Genomic DNA, 18,213 nt, shown 5'->3' on the forward strand with positions numbered 1-18,213 from the left:
CTTTACAACCCTAAGGCCTTCATCACTCACGCGGCATGGCTGGATCAGGCTTGCGCCCATTGTCCAATATTCCTCACTGCTGCCTCCCGTAGGAGTCTGGGCCGTGTCTCAGTCCCAGTGTGGCTGATCATCCTCTCAAACCAGCTATAGATCGTAGCCTTGGTAGGCCTTTACCCTACCAACTAGCTAATCCAACGCGGGCTCATCCAATAGCAATAAATCTTTCCCCCGAAGGGCGTATATGGTATTAGCAACCATTTCTGGTTGTTATTCCATACTATTGGGTAGATTCCCACGCGTTACTCACCCGTGCGCCACTGACAGAATCCTAGCAAGCTAGGCCACGTCCGTTCGACTTGCATGTGTTAAGCATACCACCAGCGTTCGTTCTGAGCCAGGATCAAACTCTCAAGTTTGAACATGCGGATCTATAAATAGATCCGAAACATTAAATTTTTCAATGCTCGCTACCCTTAAATCTTACCGAACAAATATTTACTTTATCAAAGAACATCCTCTTTACAAGGAGAGTAGTAGTTTTAACCAACAGCTTCTTAATAGTCAAATGTATTTTTAGTTTTTTTTATATTTTTTAGCATAAACCTAATTTGCAAGCCTAAAAGATTGCTGTAAATTCCATTGCTAAAGCTTTGTTTTACTTGCTTTGTCATTAAAACTCTTCCTTTTAATTTATTTTAAAGATATATATTAAATTATATAAAAATTAAACAATTTATCATGATATTCTCCTTAACTGAAAAATTTTTTGGCTCACCTAACGACAAGCAACTCAAAGTTTTTCAAAAAACTGTTAACATAATCAATAATTTAGAGAGCACATATGTTAAATTATCTGACCAAGAGCTCGCACAACAAACCGCATTATTTAAAGAGCAATTAAATAATGGAAAGACTTTAGAGGATATTTTACCTCACGCATTCGCAACTTGCAGAGAAGCTGCAAAAAGAACATTAAATATGCGCCATTTTGATGTGCAGCTAATAGGTGGCATTGTATTACATAAAGGTATGATTAGCGAAATGAAAACTGGAGAAGGTAAAACTTTAGTTTCAACCTTACCTTCTTACTTAAATGCTTTAACTGGGCAGTCTGTTCACTTAGTTACAGTTAATGACTATCTTGCTAAGCGTGACTCTGAGTGGATGGATAAAATTTTTAAATTTCTAGGCTTAAATGTTGGCTGTATTCACGCAGGCATTACTGAAGAGGAGCGTAAAATAGCATATGAAGCTGACATAACTTATGGCACAAATAATGAATTTGGCTTTGATTATTTGCGTGACAACTTAAAACTAGAGCAAGAATCTATTGCCCAAAAAGGCCTTAACTTTGCTATAATTGACGAAGTAGACTCCATTTTAATTGATGAGGCAAGAACTCCTTTAATTATTTCTGGCCCAGCTGATGATGACTCTAAAATTTATGCCAAAATAGTTAAAATCATTCCTAAGTTACATAAAGAAGACTTTGAAATTGATGAAAAAAGCAAATCTGCTTTATTAACAGAAATAGGTAATGATAATGTAGAAAAGATTTTACGAGCCAATAATTTATTACCTGCCAATAGCTCACTATATGACATTGAAAATGTTGCTTTAGTACATCATATAAATCAGGCATTAAAAGCTGAGCATTTATTTAAAAATGAAGTAGACTACATTATAAGGGAAGGCAAAGTACAAATTATTGATGAATTTACTGGCAGAGTAATGGATGGTAGAAGATTTTCAGAAGGTCTGCACCAAGCTTTGGAGGCTAAGGAAAATGTTAATATCCAAAGAGAGAATAAAACTTTAGCCTCTACTACTTTTCAAAATTACTTTAGAAATTATAAAAAGTTAGCAGGAATGACTGGAACTGCATTAACCGAAGCAGCTGAATTTCACTCCATATATAATTTAGAAGTCATTACTATCCCGACCCACAAAAATGAAGCTAGAATAGATAATGAAGATCAAATTTACAAAAATATTGAGCAAAAATATTTAGCTATAATTAAGCAAATAAAGGAATGTTATAAAAAAAAGCAACCTGTTTTAGTAGGTACTGTAAGTATAGAAAAATCGGAATTAATTGCAAAGTTACTTAAAAAAGAAAAAATTCCTCATAATGTTTTAAATGCAAAACATCATACTAGTGAAGCACATATTATAGCACAAGCTGGAAGATCTGGGGCAATAACTATTGCAACTAATATGGCTGGTCGTGGTACTGACATAAAGCTTGGTGGTAATGTTGAAATGTTAGAAAGTGATGGCATAGCAAAAATAGCAGCGGAAAAATTAGTGGAAGAAGAGAAACAGCAAGTATTAGCAAGTGGAGGACTTTATGTTATAGGAACAGAAAGACATGAATCTAGAAGGATAGATAATCAATTAAGAGGTAGATCTGGCCGGCAAGGTGACCCAGGTGAAAGTAAGTTTTTCTTGTCTTTAGAAGATGATTTGATGCGTATTTTTGGCTCTGATAAAATCAGCAGCTTTATGACTAAAATAGGCTTTAAGGATGATGAGTCCATTAATCACCCTTGGATTAGTAAAGCTCTTGAAAAAGCACAAAAGAAAGTGGAAGGGCATAATTTTGAAATTAGAAAGAATCTTATTAAATTTGATGATGTCCTCAATGAGCAAAGACAAGTAATTTATGAGAAAAGGCGTGAAATAATTTCAGCTGATAAAGTATCTGGTACCATTTTAGATTTCATTAATGAGACTAATCAAAATTTGGTTAGCAAAAATATTCCAGCTAAATCATATGTGGAAAACTGGAATCTATCAACTCTAGATATTGAGTTGCACGAAATTTATGGTCAGCTTTTTTATATTGAAGAGTTCGCTCAAAAAGGAGATGTTAATGAAGCTGATATTTTAGACAAAGTCCACTACATAACTAAGCAAAACATAAATGCAAAAAGGGCTGATTTTGGTCACAACATTATGGATATGTTAGAAAAAAAATATATTATTAATGACTTTAGACAATTTATGGCGTGATCATTTAAGTATGGTAGAGCATCTTAAAACTGGTATAAATTTAAGAGCTTATGGCCAAAAAGACCCTCTCAACGAATATAAAAGAGAAGCTTTTGAGATGTTTGAAGACTTATTGAGTAATTTAATGGTTAATACTGTGAAGAGGGTTTTTCATGCTCAAATCTCAAGTAATTCTGAAGAGTTTATCAATAACAAATTAAGTAAAGCACCAGAAAATACTAGTGAAAACAAAGCCAATCTAACAACTATTGGTAAAACAAAAGAGCAAAAAGTTACTGGTAAAATTAATTCAGCAGATCGTGACCCTAATAATGAAAATAGCTGGGGTAAAGTTGGTCGCAATGAGCTATGTCCTTGTGGTAGTGGTAAGAAATATAAACATTGTCATGGGAAAATTTAATATAAGATGACTAATATTTTAACAGAAATCTGCGCATATAAGCAGGATATTATTATAAGAGATCAAAAATCATTATCTCTGAAGCAAGTAAAAGAACAGGTTCTAAACTTAGCTAATAAAAGTAATTTCACCAAGAGTATTCTTCATCAAATTGCTGAGAATAAACCTGCAATAATAGCAGAAATCAAACAAAGATCTCCATCTCAGGGCTTATTAAAAGAAACTATAAATGTAGCTGAGATCGCTAATAGTTATAAGAATGGTGGGGCTTGTTGCCTTTCAGTTTTAACCGATGAGAAATATTTTCAGGGCTCAAATGAATATATAAAAATTGCTAAAGAAAATTCTGCATTACCTATTTTAAGAAAAGATTTTATAATTGATGAATACCAAATATATCAAGCTAAATACATTGGTGCTGATGCCATCTTACTAATCATGTCCTGCTTGTCCAAAGCGCAGGCTAAAGAATATGAAGAGTTAGCTAATTCACTTGGCCTCGATGTTTTAGTAGAATCATATAATGAAGAGGAGCTAATTAATTCTCTTTCATTGAAAACAAGGTTAATTGGCATAAATAACCGTAATTTAAAAACTTTGGCTACTTCTTTAGATAATATTAAAAATCTCAAAAAGCATTTGCCAGAAGATAAAATATTAATTTGCGAAAGTGGCATTAATAGCTTTGCTGATTATCAAACTTTGCGTTCTTTTGGGTTAAATTCTTTTCTAATTGGCGGCTATTTAATGAAACAAAATAACATTTCTATAGCACTTGAAGAGCTAATTAATAATTAAATAATTATTTGTTTATATCATAATTTTCACATTTAATCAAAGCCTGCCTACCATAGTAGAGCTATTTTAAATATCATCTTCTGGTATTTTAATTTGCTACATTCTTAGTTTTAGTTAAGTACATCCAAATACACAGAAAGTTTGAAATATATAATATAATCTAAGATGTTAATAATTAGCTAAAGAAGAGCAGAAGAATTGGTTATTTCAACTAATCAAAACTTATTGTTGCTACATTAAGCTCTCCCCTTATATATTCTATAAAATTCTCAGGTTTAGGTTTTTGCTCTATAGCTACTAATCTGTACTATTTTATTTTTTAACTAAACTTAACTAACCGCGCTCTAAGAAGCTTACCTTAGCATGTTCAACTTAAATATTTTTGTTAAAACGAATAATAACCCTCATATTAGATAAAAAACAAATCACAAATCTGCCACACCTCAAAAAGATATGATTTCACTTAATATCACAGCTATAATCTTAACATCATAACTTTAACTATAAAAATCAATTGGATTAACAAAATAGAAAATGTAAGATATATAATTAAAGGCTAATCTTTCTTATAAAGAAAAATAAAATTATATTTTAAGGCAAAATATACTTTATAACAGAGAAATGTTTGCATAGACCTAAAAATTATGTTATAATAAATAGCATAATTATTATTTTAGGGTGTTATGAGACTATTTAGATGTTCAAGACAAAACCAATATACCATAAAAGATTTAGTAAAAGCAATTATAGTAAAAAATGATCTTGAAGAAATAAAAAAGATAATAGCAGGCGTAGCAAATGTAAATCTGGCTCCAACTAATGGACCTCTTGCAGGAAAAACGCCTTTATTTATTGCAGCACGAAAAGGTCAACTCGCTGTAGCAAAGCTATTAATAGATAGTGGAGCAGAGGTAAATCTGGCTCCAACTAATGGACCTTTTGCAGGAAGAACGCCTTTATTTATTGCAGCACAAAATGGTCAACTCGATGTAGCAAAGCTATTAATAGATAGTGGAGCAGAGGTAAATCTGGCTCCAACTAATGGACCTTTTGCAGGAACAACGCCTTTATTTATTGCAGCACGAAAAGGTAAACTCGATGTAGCAAAGCTATTACTAGAGAGAAGAGCAGATGTAAATCAAACTAACACTTATGGAGAAACGCCTTTATTTATTGCAGCACGAAAAGGTCAACTCGATGTAGCACAGCTATTACTAGATAACAGAGCAGATGTAAATAAAGCTGACAAGTATGGAAGAACGCCTTTATTTATTGCAACATTTGCTGGTCAACTCGCTGTAGCACAGCTATTACTAGAGAGAAAAGCAAATGTAAATCAGGCTACAACTATTGGTATAACGCCTTTATTTATTGCAGAAATACGAGCTAATAAACAAATTACCTTATTATTAAAACTCTCAGGTGCAAGTGAGGATATTGATTTGGAAACTAATGACGAAGTAATTAAGCAAGCTCTTAAAGCAAGTGCTATGTTACAAATAATAACACAAAGCTTTCCTGCATCTGCAACAGATTTACTCACAGCTATAGAAACATCGTTAGCTAATATTACAAACATAGATGATCTTTTGAAGTTTAGCAGAGATCTAGAGACAAAATTTAATAAAGTTATTCATCCAGGTTCAACTATTTCTCATATGGTTAGCCAATTTTTATCAGGTAAATTATCAGATGCATTAATCAGAGAAATTGCAAATCCAAAAACAAAAAATTTATTTGAACCAGATTTGGAAAATGCTATAACAACCAAAGCAACAATAGTTGCTAAAACTATTGCAGCCCAATTACAAGATATCATAAGATTTGCTAAAACCAAAATTGTTGCAGCAGAAGTCGATGCTCAACCAGCCTATCTGGCAGAATTAATCGCTAGATTAAATGTTTTATTAGAATCAAACTTACCTGATAATATAGCTAAAAATGGCGATGCAACATACACATATCATTATGATACAGGAGATAGAGCAGCTAAAAAAACAATAGATAAACTAGTGGAAAGTGAGTTAACTGAGCTTAATAGCCAGATAGATGCTAGATTGGCAAGGCAATCAGCAGCAGCGCAAGAAGCAGGAGGACAAGCAGCAGCAAGAACGGCAGAAGGACCCCAAAATCTATCTCATACTGGAACAGTAGCTGAAACTGTTACAACAACTAATATTCCAGCACAACCTAAAGGTTGGGAAAATAGAATAAAAGAAAGGAATAAAAAACCGGATGATCAAAGATATGCTGCACTAAGGGCGCAAAAAGGGCCCATGGGATATAGCGTCTAAAACTAACTATAACCCGCTATATTATTTCTGCTTTATAGTTCATAATTTATATTATTAACATAATATAAAGTTAACTTAGGTGAAATAAAAATTATTTTGGCAATGATTTTAAGTTTAAATCACTGTCATCTTTATTAAATATCTCCTCATTAAAATTACCCTCTGAGCGATCAATTACAACGGATATAGCTAAATCTCCTGTTACATTTACTGTAGTTCTTACCATATCAAGTAAACGATCTACTCCTGCAATTATTGCGATTGCTTCGATTGGCAAGCCAATTGAAGCAAATACCATAGACATCATTACAAGTGCTACACCTGGTATGCCTGCCGCTCCTATTGAAGCTAAAGTTGCCGTAAATACCACTGTTGCATAATCTGCCATAGTTAAATCTACACCAACTAAACCTGCAACAAATACAGTAGCAATACCTAAATATATAGCTGTTCCATCCATATTAACGGTTGAACCTAAAGGTAAAACAAAATTTGCCGTACTTTTTGAAACTCCTAGTTTATCTTCAGCAACTTGCATAGTTATTGGCAGGGTTGCTGAACTACTTGAGGTAGAAAAAGCTAATATTTGTGCATCTATTATTTTCTTAAAAAATTTAATAGGATTAAGTCTAGCAAGAGCGCCTATAAAAAGAGAATAAACAATAATAGTGTGTAACAAACAAGCTGATATTACCAAGATGACAACCTTAACCAAAGATTTCAAAATTTCAGGATCTTGCGTGCCAACTACCCAGCCTATTAAAGCAAAAACACCAATTGGCGCAAATTTCATAATGATGCCTGTAAGCGAATATATAACCTCTGCTATTTCACTCAAACTATCAGCTACTTTTTGCACTTTCTTTCCTGCTATATTAACGGCTGTTCCAAGAAATAATGCAAATACTATAATTTGCAATACATTACCATCAGCCATAGCTTTAACTGGGTTAGTCGGTATCATACCTACAATAGTGTCTGTAAATGAAATAGCTGTTGCCTCAACATTAGTTGCTTTACCAAACATTTCGGTATGCTTTACTCCTGCTGATGGGTCAAAAATATTAGCTAGACATAAACCTATCGCAATTGCTATTGCAGTTGAAACCAAATAAATTAAAATACTTTTACCTCCAATTCTGCCTAAACTATGCGATTGCTCCATTGAAGTAATAGCAGATGAAATGGAGAAAAAGATTAATGGGACCACAATCATCTTTATCATATTAATAAAAATGTCACCAAGAGGTTTTAAGTAAGTGGTATATTCACCGAAAAATATGCCAGCCACAGCACCAAGTATCATTCCTAGAAAAATTTGCTGCCATAATTTTAACATATTTACTACCTAAAAAGTTGTGGTGAGCTTAGGTTATAAAAAATGTTAGTCAAATTCTTTTTATATCACTCACTATAGCTTAGTTATCTATTGCTTCTACTCTAACTATTTCAGGAACGAAATGTTTTAACATATTTTCCACACCATTTTTAAGTGTAACATCAGAGCTAGGACAGCCAGAGCATGAGCCATGCATTTCTAAATACACTACTCCTTCCTCATATTTGTGAAAAATTATATCGCCACCATCCATAGCAACAGCAGGCCTTACCCGCTCTTCTAATAATTCTTTAATTTGGGTTACTACTGCACTTTCATCACCTGCGGGTTCTTTTACATCTTTTTCTGCTTTTTTAATGTAAACCTCACCCCCAGAGACATAATGATCCATAATAATTGCAAGTATTTCAGTTTTTAATACATGCCATTCTGTCTCGTCAACCTTCGTTACTGTAATAAAATCAGAACCTAAAAACACACCTCTAACCTGACCTGAAGCAAATAACTTTTCTGCAAGTGGTGAATCAGCACAATCTTCTTTTTTAGCAAAAGCAGCTGTCCCCGTTCCCATAACTGGAACACCTGGTGAGAATTTTAAGGTTGATGGATTTGGTGTTTCTTCTGTTTGTATGAACATAATTTTATTGGAAATCTTGGTTGTTTTGGCGTAATCTTAGAGCATTTAATTTAATAAATCCTTCTGCATCTTTTTGGCTGTAGCCACCATCTTCGTCGAATGAAGCTAAATTTGCGTTATAAAGAGAGCTATTGGATTTTCGCCCAGAAATATAGGCCTGACCTTTAAATAATTTTAATCTAACGACACCTGAGACATTTTCTTGTGACTTATCAATTGCCGCTTGTAACATTAAGCGCTCAGGTGAAAACCAAAAGCCATTATAAATAATTTTAGCATAGCGGGGCATCAATTCATCTTTTAAATGCATTGCCTCTCTATCTAAGGTAATTGATTCTATAGCTCTGTGTGCAGCAAGTAAAATTGTACCACCTGGTGTTTCATATATACCTCTTGACTTAATACCTACAAAACGATTCTCAACGATGTCTAGTAAGCCTATACCATGCTTTCCTCCATATTCATTTAATTTAGCAAGTAAGTTAGCTGGGCTAAGTTTTTGATTATTAATGGCAACTGGATCACCCTTTGCAAATTCTATCTCAATATCTTCTGCTTCATTCGGCAATTCATGATATGATTTTGTTCTTTGCAAAATATCCTGTTTATATTCTAACCAAGGATCTTCTAATGCATTACCTTCATATGAAATATGCAATAAATTTGCGTCCATTGAATATGGAGCCTCATTTTCTTTACCGGCAGCAATTTCTATATTGTGATTTTTAGCATATTCAATTAATTTTTTACGCGAATTTAAATCCCACTCACGCCATGGTGCCAGAATTTTTATGTCTGGCTTAAGAGCATAACAACCAAGTTCAAACCTAACCTGATCATTACCCTTACCTGTAGCCCCATGTGACACTGCATCTGCGCCCACTCTTTTGGCAATCTCCACTAATCTTTTGGCAATTAATGGTCTTGCTATAGAGGTACCTAACAAATATGTACCCTCATATACCGTATTAGCTCTAAACATAGGAAAAACATAATCTCGTACAAATTCTTCCTTGAGATCCTCAACAAAAATTTCTTTCACGCCCATTGCTTTTGCTTTGTTACGCGCTGGCTCTATCTCTTCTCCTTGACCAATATCTGCTGTAAAAGTAACAACCTCAGCATTATAAGTTTCTTGCAACCATTTTAAGATTATAGAAGTGTCTAAGCCTCCCGAATATGCTAATACTATTTTTTTGATTTTATTTTCCACTTGCAAAACCTTAATTTTACTGAAAATATATATAGTAAAGCAACGCAATAGTCAAAATGAATAGCATAGAAATTAAAAATATTACTAAGCTAGATAATTTATTCGAAACTTATCCCTTATACAAGATCATGTATCCAGATGAAAATGAACAAATATTTAAAAATAATTTAAAATGGATGTTTGAGCATAACATAGAATTTATTTGCGCCACGGACAATCAAAATATCATTGCTGTTTGTGCCTATTGGCTTGGGGTTAGGTTGCATAGTGGCAAATATTTGCAGATAGACAGCTTAATTGTGCAACCCGAATATCGTGCGCAAAAAATTGGACAAAAGTTAATAAATTTTATAGAAAATATTGCACGAAAGGAAAAGGCCAAATATTATGTGCTTGATACTTACAGCGAAAATAACAAAGCATTAAAATTATACAGTAAAAATAATTTTGCTATTAAAGGCTTTCACCTAATGAAATTACTATGATTAACCTCAAAACATACAAGCATATATTTAACGCTAAAGGAGCACTACAATTATTAGGTGAGCTATATCAGGATAAAAACCAAGAAGAGCTAAAAAAAGCTATATATAGCTTAAAAAAACAAAAAGATTTTCATTTATTAATAGCTTATCAACAAAATGAGGCTGTAGCTATCACTTGTTTAAATAGTGGGTATTTAATATATTGCGGCAAATATTTGCAGTTATCCAGCTTGTATATTAAACCTAAATTTAGGAATCTTGGCATTGTACAATCACTTTTTAAAAAAGTAGAACAAATAGCGCTAAAAACTAAATGCTCTAAAATTGCTTTGGATTCATATATCGCTAATAACAATTCACACAAAACCTATTTTAGGGAAAATTTTTCTATTAATGCTTATCATTTTATCAAAGAATTATGAAGTTAATCTGCTGGAATGTAAATTCTATTAAACAGCGCATCAATCATGTGCAAAAATTAATCAAGGAAGAAAATCCTGATTTAATTCTCTTCCAAGAAACTAAAACTTTAGAGGAAAAATTTCCCTATCAAGAATTTGAAAATTATGGCTATAATATAAATGTAGTAGGACAAAAGACCTTTAATGGTGTAGCTATATTTAGCAAATACCCCATAGAAGAAATAGTTACCAAGTTACCAAGCTATGAAATTGACGATATGGATGAGCAAGCCAGATATATTGAAATTTTAATTACAGTTGGACAGGAAATTTGGCGGGTTATTTCTGCATATATTCCCAATGGACAAGAATTAGGTTCGGAGAAATTCAATTATAAATTAAATTTTTATCGAAGGCTAGAGCAACATCTGAGTAATTTAGCTACATATGATGAAAATATTATACTGGCTGGAGACTTTAATGTAGCTAATGAAGATATTGATTTATATGATAAAAACAAATTAAATGAAGCTATTTGCTGCTCTCATACAGAAAGAAAAGCCTTTCGTTCCTTGCTTTCCTGCGACCTTAATGATAGTTACAGATTAAAAAGGCCACAACAAGCTGCTTTTAGCTGGTGGGATTATAGAGGGGGTTCATTTGCACAAAATAAAGGGCTGAGAATCGATTACATCTTAACTAACCACAAAGCTACCGACTATTTAACCAATGCCGATATTTTAGAATCATATCGCAAGCTAGAAAAGCCATCAGATCATGCACCAATAGTTGCTACTTTTAAAACTCTTGACCTTTAGATTTAAGAGCATTATATTGCAGCCTCACTTTTTTTTAGATCAAATGGCAAGAAAATGTAGTTTAAAAGGAACAAAAACCCAATTCGGAAATAATGTTTCTCACTCAAATAGAAAAACTAGAAGACGCTTTGTGCCTAACATTCAGTCAGCTACTTTTATTAGCCAATATTTAGGAAAAATATCTTTAAATGTTACTTCCAGAACCATCAGAACCGTTGATTTCAAAGGTGGCATAGATAATTTTCTTATCAACAGTAAAGCTAAAAATCTAAGTGAATTAGGTCAAAAATTTAGAAGAAAAATCAAAAAAATCATTGCAAGCGACGATAACAAAGTTGAAGCTTCTAAGTAAAAATCACGCGCGTTAGCATAAAAACTAACAAATAAATAAATACCAATTCATCTTAACTAGGGTTGAAACTTATTTTGTATAATAAGCTTTTTTTCGAACGATGTGTTAGCCTTCTATGAAGTTAAAAATTATAGCAATAAATTAGCTTTACTCCAACAGTATACAGCACAAAACTAGTAACATTAGCTTAAAAATTTCATTTTAAATATAACTACCCCCTACAATAAACTATCTGCTTAATCACTTTGGTGAATTTTGGCTTATTAATTTATCTCCAACTTAAGTAAAAATATACAGCTAGATTTTACGGATCAAAGCGACAATTTGCTAAACTGCAGCCATGCTACCCCCTAACCACATAATGACCCATTTTGCGACCTTTTTTAGCTTCCATTTTTCCATAATGATGAGTTTTAACTGAACTATCTTGATTAAGCTCACTTAATTGATTTATCTCATCACCAATTAAATTTACCATTCGTCCAGAAAACAACAATTCTGCCTCTATTACACTCATACCCGCCGCTGCTCTAATGGCCTGCTCAAACTGTGAGTGCAAACATGCATCTAAAGAAAAATGACCACTATTATGTGGTCTTGGAGCAAATTCATTTACTAAAAGATCTTCTCCTTGCAGAAAAAATTCTATCGCCAAAACTCCAACATAATTTAATGCTTCTAGAGTTTTCTCCGCTATATTTTGCGCTTTTAGCTTGATTTCGTGGCTAACCACTGCTGGGAAAAAACTCTCTCTCAAAATACCTCCTTGGTGAATATTTTTAGCTAGATCATAAAAAACTATTTTACCATCTATGCTTCTTGCTGAGATAATTGATAACTCTTGATCAAATTGTATTTTTTTTTCTAATATTAATGGTAAATTTAGGCTTGAAGCTTGTTGCCATATTTTTGCCAAATTACTGTCTTGATTTATAGCAAACTGACCCTTACCATCATAACCTAAGATAGCTGTCTTTAAAATAGACTCCTGATATTTTTTGCAGGCAATTTGAAAATCTTGTTCTGTTTTAACTTCAGTAAAAGAAGTTGTTTTAATGTTGTTATCATTAAAAAACTTTTTCTCTACCACTCTATTTTGACTTACTGCTAAGGCCTTACTATTTGGTCTTAAAGGCAACTGATTTTGGATCAGCTCTAAAGTTTCTACTGGTATATTTTCAAACTCAAAAGTTACAGCAGATACTTTATTAGCAAACTCAGTCAAGCTAACTTTATCATGGTAATCTGCACATATATGGAAGGATGAAACTTGAAAAGCTGGGCTATTTTCATTATCTGAGTAAATCAAAGTTTTAAAGCCTAATTTCGCAGCTTCAAAACACATCATGCGCGCTAATTGACCACCACCAAAGATACCAATAATATCACCTGCTTTTAATCTTCTATCTTTAAACATAATAACTAAAGGCGTTTATTGAGGCTCAGTTGCAACTGAGTCTGATTGGTTCTGACGAAATAATGTTAGATTTTGTGCAACTTCTGTATCTTGAAGCGCTAAAATAGCGGCTGCTGTAAGCGCTGCATTTTTAGCTCCAGCTTTGCCAATTGCAAAAGTGGCTACAGGTATTCCAGCCGGCATCTGCACTATTGAAAGCAAGCTATCCATACCTTTTAAAGCCTTGCTTTCTATTGGTACTCCCAATACTGGCAACTTAGTAAGCGACGCTACCATACCAGGCAAATGGGCGGCACCACCTGCACCTGCGATAATTACTTTTAAACCATTAGATTCTGCAGATTTCGCATATTCAAATAACCTATCTGGGGTTCTGTGCGCTGAAATTATTTTTTGCTCAAAAGGAATAGCTAAATTACGAAGTAGCTCGGTAGCGTAGCTCATACTTTCCCAGTCGCTCTGACTTCCCATGATTACACTAACTAAAGCCTTTTTGTTTTTTGACATAAGCAGTAATTTATTAAAACAGCAATTTAACAGAAAGATTTTAAGCTGGCAAGAAAATTGCTTCCAAATATTAAAAGCTGCGTTAAAATAATGCCTATGTTTATTAAAAAGCTACTTAAAACTAAATTTTTTACTGAGTTGATAGCTCTTACAGCAGCCTTATATTTATGGCTAGTTAGATTAACCTCTATTGTCAAAATACAGAATGTAAATCATCTAAATTTTGCAAATGAACAAAATCAACCTATTATTTTTGCAGTATGGCATGGTAGAATATTTTATAGCGTGATGATATGTTCAAGCTTATATAAATATGAAAATTATTCCTTGGTTTCAAAGCATAGAGATGGGCAAACTATAGCAGCATTTGTCAGGAAGTTTAATTCAAAAACTATATCTGGATCTTCCTCCGATGGTGGCTTTGCAGCACTTAAACAAATTCTTAAAATTCTAAAAAGTAAAAAACAACGATTATGTATCACACCAGATGGACCAAGAGGACCTAATATGAAAATTAATAGTGCAATCATAGAAATTGCTGCGCGCACTAACTCAATTATCATCCCACTTAGCTATAGCGCCAAATATGCAAGATTCTTTAATAGTTGGGATAAAATGCTAATACCCAGACTATTTAATCACATTACAGTAAATTATGGTGAACCAATTTCTGTTGCAAAAAAAATAAGTAAAACAGAAATTGCCCAACATAAAAACAAACTAGAACAAAAACTTAATAAAATGACCAAAACTCTTGATAAATTTTATAGCCATAATCAAGTAGAATCTGGCAGCCAGAACATAAAAAGAGTATAGATAATGCTCCAGCTATATAATTTTATTCTTTCTATTTTAGTTCTTATGGTTAACCCCTATTGTAAGCGCAGAATTAGAATTAATAAAGATAATGAAAATTCTATTGCAGAAAAGATGGCAAGACTTATGCCAAAAAAACCAGCTGGTAAGCTCATTTGGTTTCATGCCGTATCAGTAGGTGAAACCATCTCTATATTACCATTAATTAGTGAATTAATGCAAAAAAAAGATGTAACTATATTACTTACCTCCACTACTTTGACTTCTGCCAAAATTGCTAAAGAAAAATTACCAAAAAATGCTATATATCAATTTTTGCCCTTTGATTTTAAAAAAAATGTCCAGAAATTCCTTAATCATTACAAAGCTGATATTGCTATTTTCACTGAATCTGAATTATGGCCAAATTTTATCACAGAAATACATAAGCAAAATATTCCCCTTATACTTTTAAACGCCAGAATTTCTGATAAGGGAAAAGTTAAAAATTACCTCTATAAAAAATGTTTCAGCAGCTTATTAGAAAAATTTTCCTTAATTCTAGCGCAAGAAGAACAAGATCTTGCAAGATTTAGAGCCTTAAACCTTAATAATATTTCTTTGATAGGCAATCTTAAGTTAGATGCGCCTCCCCTTACGCATAGCGAGAAAGAATTAACTAAATTGCGTAAACAGACGAAGGATAGAAAGTTATTTTTAGCTGTGAGCACCCATCAAGGAGAAGAAAAAATATTAGCAGACCTCCATCACAAATTAAGATTAGCTTTACCTAACTTACTGACTATAATTATACCAAGACATCCAGAGCGTAAAAACGAGATCATTAATAGTTTAAAAGAGAGTGTAGCTACTACTATTCGCTCAGAAAATGAGGCTATAACTAACAGAACTGATATTTATTTAGCGGATACTATCGGCGAGTTAGGTTTGTTCTACCAATTATGTGACATCTCTTTTATTGGCGGATCTTTAATAAAAAGGGGGGGGCACAATCCCTATGAAGCATTAAGATTAAATAATATCACTATTACTGGTCCAAACTATTTTAATTTTAAGAATATTTTTCAAAACTTAATCACACAAAATATTACCATCCTAGTTAATGACGAATTTGACCTAGAAAGAGAAATTTACCAGCTAATTACTGACAAAAAACATAGGGACTCTATCAAAGAAAATGGAAAAAACTTTATAAGTAAAAGAAAAAACATTTTAAAAGAAACTTCAGCCACTATTATAAGCTACTTATAGCAATAATTATTTGAGCTTTTTACTTCTTCTCATTCATTGCTAAGATAGGAATGTAACTTGTTAGTGTAAATTTATGAAAAAGCTTTTATTTCTAAGTATTATTTTGAGCGGCTGCACCTCACCTAGGCTGGTATGTAATACACAAGGAAATATTAAAAATTTTAGTAATGAATATCAATATTGGCTACATTTCCAAGAAGGAAGATGCTTTGATTATAATTTATAATCTAAATTTAGTGGATATCACGGTGTGATCACTAGGCTTCTCAAAGCCTCTATATTCTTGGTGTATTTTAGCGTCTAAAAATGAAGTTTTTAGATCAGGGGTGAACCATATATGATCTAATCTTCTTCCTCTATTTGATTTAAGCCAATCTTTTGCTCTATAACTCCACCAGCTATATAATTTTTCGTGTAAAGGTGTGACTAATCTATGTGCATCAAGCCAGTCTTCCGCTTTAGCTAAGTAACTTAATTTCTCTATTTCAACTGCAGTATGCGAGACTACATTTTTTAATTGCTTATGTGACCATACATCATGCTCATTTGGAGCAATATTAAAATCGCCAAGGATAATGCTGTTTTTTGGTTTGTTGATTTCAAAATAATTTGCCATCTCATCAAGAAATTGAAGTTTGTGCGCAAATTTAGGATTTATGTGTGTATCTGGTTCATCCCCACCTGCTGGTATATAAAAATTATGAATTGTAATATCATTCTCTAATATTACTGCTACATGCCTTTTATCACCTTTATTACACATATCGATGAAAAATTTATCTTTAAAGGGAATTTTGGACAAAATTGCAACACCATTATATGATTTCTCACCTCGATAATACAGATAATTATAGCCTAATTTCTTGATTGAAGCTTCAGGGAAAAATTCATCTTGAGTTTTAGTTTCTTGCAAGCAAATCACATCAAAATTATTTTGCGTCAATATTTCTGTTAATAAGTTAATTCTAAGTCTTACTGAATTTATGTTCCAAGAGGCAATATTTAGCATATTTTTGCCAGCGCATTTTCTAGATCTGAGCTTAAAACATCTATATCCTCTAAACCAATGGATAATCTAACTATGGCTTTTCTAAGCTTAGTCTCTTTATAATACATCACTAAGCTATCATAACCACCCCACGAGTAGCCTAATTTAAAATAATGTAAGTTATCAATGAATTTTTTAACTTCTAACTCACTTATTTCATCTTTAAACACAATACTAATTAACCCATTACTGCCTGTAAAATATTTCTTAAATCTAGCATATTCCGTAGAAGATGATAAGGCTGGGTATATTACTTTAGCTATTTTGCTATTTTTTTCTAATAAATTAGTTAGCTTTAATGCACTAGTTTCATGTTGTCTCATGCGTATAGGTAAAGTTTGTAAACCCCTGAAAGCAAGATAACAATCTTGAGGGCTTGCATGATCACCTAATTGATAAAAATTTGGCCAAACTTCTTCGAATAACTTTATATTTTTAAAGCTAATAGAACCGAGTAAAATGTCAGAATGCCCAGAAACATATTTGGATAGTGATTGAATAGAAATATCTATACCAAGATCTAAAGGCTTAAGAAAATAGCCAGCTGACCAAGTATTGTCGATTATGGTTAAAATATTGTGTTTTTTAGCAAGCTTCACAATTTCTGCCAAATCTTGAATTTCAAAACTAATAGAGGCGGGTGACTCTAAAAATATAACTTTAGTTTTTTCAGTTATCAAACTTTCTACATCAGTTCTAGTAGCATTTCCGGTAAAATAATCTGTTTTAACTCCAAAATTGCTTAAAACACCATTACATAAATCTTTAGTTGGCTCATAAGCTGATTTACATACTAGCATATGGTCATTCTGCTTCAGTATCGAAAGTAAAACCGAGCTAATGGCCGAAACACCAGAGCTTACTATGATAGATTTTTCTGCTTTTTCTAACTTTGCTATCTCTGCTGCCAAAACATCATTAGTGGCTGTTCCACCTCGCCCATATAATTTTTTTGCTTTTGCTAACTCGCTTAAATTATCAAACACTAAAGTGGAGGCCTGATATATAGGTGGATTTACTGAACCTAAATAAAAACTTTTCAAATTGCTCATAATATTATATAATTAAATAAAAAATTTGTTATGACAAACTATATTAATAGCTTAAAAGATCTAGCTGAAAAATTAGCAAGTTGCAACTTTCTAGATAAAAAAAAAGTTGAATCTTATTTGGCAAATTTAAATTTAGATGTAAAGCAACTTGCAGAAAATTGTATTTGGAATGAAAAAAAATACACCAGGAATGTGGTTTACCGGGATAACAAATTTGAGATGCTCTTATTATGCTGGAAAATTGGACATAAATCTCCAATACATGATCATAATGGCTCTTCTTGCTGGATGAAAATACTTCAAGGAACAGCAGAAGAGCGAACTTACAGCTATATTAAAGAAAATCAAAATTTTAAAAATATAAAATTAA

Annotated in this window: 16 protein-coding genes, 1 rRNA gene and 1 pseudogene; 10 read left to right on the forward strand and 8 right to left on the reverse strand. The window is 32.6% G+C overall.

Annotation, left to right across the window (positions count from 1 at the left end):
* Positions 1-418 (reverse strand): 16S ribosomal RNA (locus HOH73_02995); the annotation flags it as partial.
* A 323-nt stretch (positions 419-741) separates the two neighbouring features.
* Between HOH73_02995 and secA the strand changes: the two are divergent.
* The 3 genes and pseudogenes from secA (at position 742) to HOH73_03010 (ending at position 6,507) form a co-directional block, all read left to right on the forward strand.
* Positions 742-3,415 (forward strand): annotated as a pseudogene (gene secA, locus HOH73_03000) (preprotein translocase subunit SecA).
* Between the two features lie 6 nt (positions 3,416-3,421).
* Positions 3,422-4,213, forward strand: a complete 792-nt coding sequence (gene trpC / locus HOH73_03005; protein MBT5827825.1) for an indole-3-glycerol phosphate synthase TrpC — start codon at positions 3,422-3,424, stop codon at positions 4,211-4,213.
* A 683-nt stretch (positions 4,214-4,896) separates the two neighbouring features.
* The gene (locus tag HOH73_03010) at positions 4,897-6,507 is read left to right on the forward strand and encodes a hypothetical protein (GenBank protein ID MBT5827826.1); all 1,611 of its coding nucleotides are present in this window, start codon (positions 4,897-4,899) and stop codon (positions 6,505-6,507) included.
* 91 nt (positions 6,508-6,598) lie between these two features.
* On the opposite strand, the gene HOH73_03015 is transcribed toward HOH73_03010, so the two are convergent.
* The 3 genes from HOH73_03015 to HOH73_03025 all read right to left on the reverse strand — a co-directional run bounded on the left by HOH73_03015 (position 6,599) and on the right by HOH73_03025 (position 9,696).
* Positions 6,599-7,846: a dicarboxylate/amino acid:cation symporter gene (locus HOH73_03015; protein ID MBT5827827.1), complete on the reverse strand. Its 1,248-nt coding sequence runs from the start codon at positions 7,844-7,846 to the stop codon at positions 6,599-6,601.
* A gap of 79 nt (positions 7,847-7,925) precedes the next feature.
* Positions 7,926-8,483, reverse strand: a complete 558-nt coding sequence (locus HOH73_03020; GenBank protein MBT5827828.1) for a NifU family protein — start codon at positions 8,481-8,483, stop codon at positions 7,926-7,928.
* A gap of 4 nt (positions 8,484-8,487) precedes the next feature.
* Entirely contained in the window at positions 8,488-9,696 is a 1,209-nt protein-coding gene (locus tag HOH73_03025) for an argininosuccinate synthase (GenBank protein ID MBT5827829.1), read from the reverse strand.
* Between the two features lie 56 nt (positions 9,697-9,752).
* Here HOH73_03025 and HOH73_03030 point away from each other — a divergent pair, with 56 nt between their 5' ends.
* From HOH73_03030 to rpmB, 4 genes are read left to right on the forward strand one after another with little or no spacing between them, the layout of a single operon-like run.
* Positions 9,753-10,181, forward strand: a complete 429-nt coding sequence (locus HOH73_03030) for a GNAT family N-acetyltransferase (protein MBT5827830.1) — start codon at positions 9,753-9,755, stop codon at positions 10,179-10,181.
* Complete coding sequence (locus HOH73_03035) at positions 10,178-10,603, forward strand: GNAT family N-acetyltransferase (protein ID MBT5827831.1); 426 nt, start codon at positions 10,178-10,180, stop codon at positions 10,601-10,603. Before HOH73_03030 ends, HOH73_03035 begins: the two co-directional genes overlap by 4 nt.
* Positions 10,600-11,400, forward strand: coding sequence for an exodeoxyribonuclease III (xth, locus tag HOH73_03040; protein ID MBT5827832.1), 801 nt, complete (start codon positions 10,600-10,602; stop codon positions 11,398-11,400). The genes HOH73_03035 and xth (HOH73_03040) overlap by 4 nt, the downstream gene beginning before the upstream one ends.
* Positions 11,401-11,443: 43 nt before the next feature.
* Entirely contained in the window at positions 11,444-11,752 is a 309-nt protein-coding gene (gene rpmB, locus HOH73_03045; protein MBT5827833.1) for a 50S ribosomal protein L28, read from the forward strand.
* 343 nt (positions 11,753-12,095) lie between these two features.
* Here the strand turns inward: rpmB and HOH73_03050 are convergent, their stop codons facing one another.
* Together HOH73_03050 and purE are read right to left on the reverse strand one after the other, a co-directional pair.
* The gene (locus tag HOH73_03050) at positions 12,096-13,169 is read right to left on the reverse strand and encodes a 5-(carboxyamino)imidazole ribonucleotide synthase (GenBank protein MBT5827834.1); all 1,074 of its coding nucleotides are present in this window, start codon (positions 13,167-13,169) and stop codon (positions 12,096-12,098) included.
* A gap of 15 nt (positions 13,170-13,184) precedes the next feature.
* The gene (purE, locus tag HOH73_03055) at positions 13,185-13,676 is read right to left on the reverse strand and encodes a 5-(carboxyamino)imidazole ribonucleotide mutase (protein ID MBT5827835.1); all 492 of its coding nucleotides are present in this window, start codon (positions 13,674-13,676) and stop codon (positions 13,185-13,187) included.
* 96 nt (positions 13,677-13,772) lie between these two features.
* Between purE and HOH73_03060 the strand changes: the two genes are divergently transcribed.
* Positions 13,773-14,492 carry a lysophospholipid acyltransferase family protein gene (locus tag HOH73_03060; protein ID MBT5827836.1) on the forward strand — a complete coding sequence of 240 codons (720 nt, stop codon included), beginning with the start codon at positions 13,773-13,775 and terminating at the stop codon, positions 14,490-14,492.
* A gap of 45 nt (positions 14,493-14,537) precedes the next feature.
* Positions 14,538-15,743 (forward strand): 3-deoxy-D-manno-octulosonic acid transferase, encoded by a 1,206-nt coding sequence (locus tag HOH73_03065; GenBank protein ID MBT5827837.1) that lies wholly within the window; start codon positions 14,538-14,540, stop codon positions 15,741-15,743.
* 220 nt (positions 15,744-15,963) lie between these two features.
* Here HOH73_03065 and xth (HOH73_03070) read toward each other — a convergent pair whose 3' ends face one another.
* Together xth (HOH73_03070) and HOH73_03075 are read right to left on the reverse strand one after the other, a co-directional pair.
* A complete protein-coding gene (gene xth, locus HOH73_03070) occupies positions 15,964-16,752 on the reverse strand; it encodes an exodeoxyribonuclease III (GenBank protein ID MBT5827838.1) in 789 nt (262 codons plus the stop codon).
* The gene (locus tag HOH73_03075) at positions 16,746-17,843 is read right to left on the reverse strand and encodes a PLP-dependent transferase (protein ID MBT5827839.1); all 1,098 of its coding nucleotides are present in this window, start codon (positions 17,841-17,843) and stop codon (positions 16,746-16,748) included. The genes xth (HOH73_03070) and HOH73_03075 overlap by 7 nt, the downstream gene beginning before the upstream one ends.
* Positions 17,844-17,873: 30 nt before the next feature.
* Between HOH73_03075 and HOH73_03080 the strand changes: the two genes are divergently transcribed.
* On the forward strand, positions 17,874-18,213 hold a 340-nt coding region (locus HOH73_03080), incomplete at its 3' end, for a cysteine dioxygenase family protein (GenBank protein MBT5827840.1).

This window comes from Alphaproteobacteria bacterium (assembly GCA_018667735.1).
GTDB lineage: Bacteria > Pseudomonadota > Alphaproteobacteria > Rickettsiales > JABIRX01 > JABIRX01.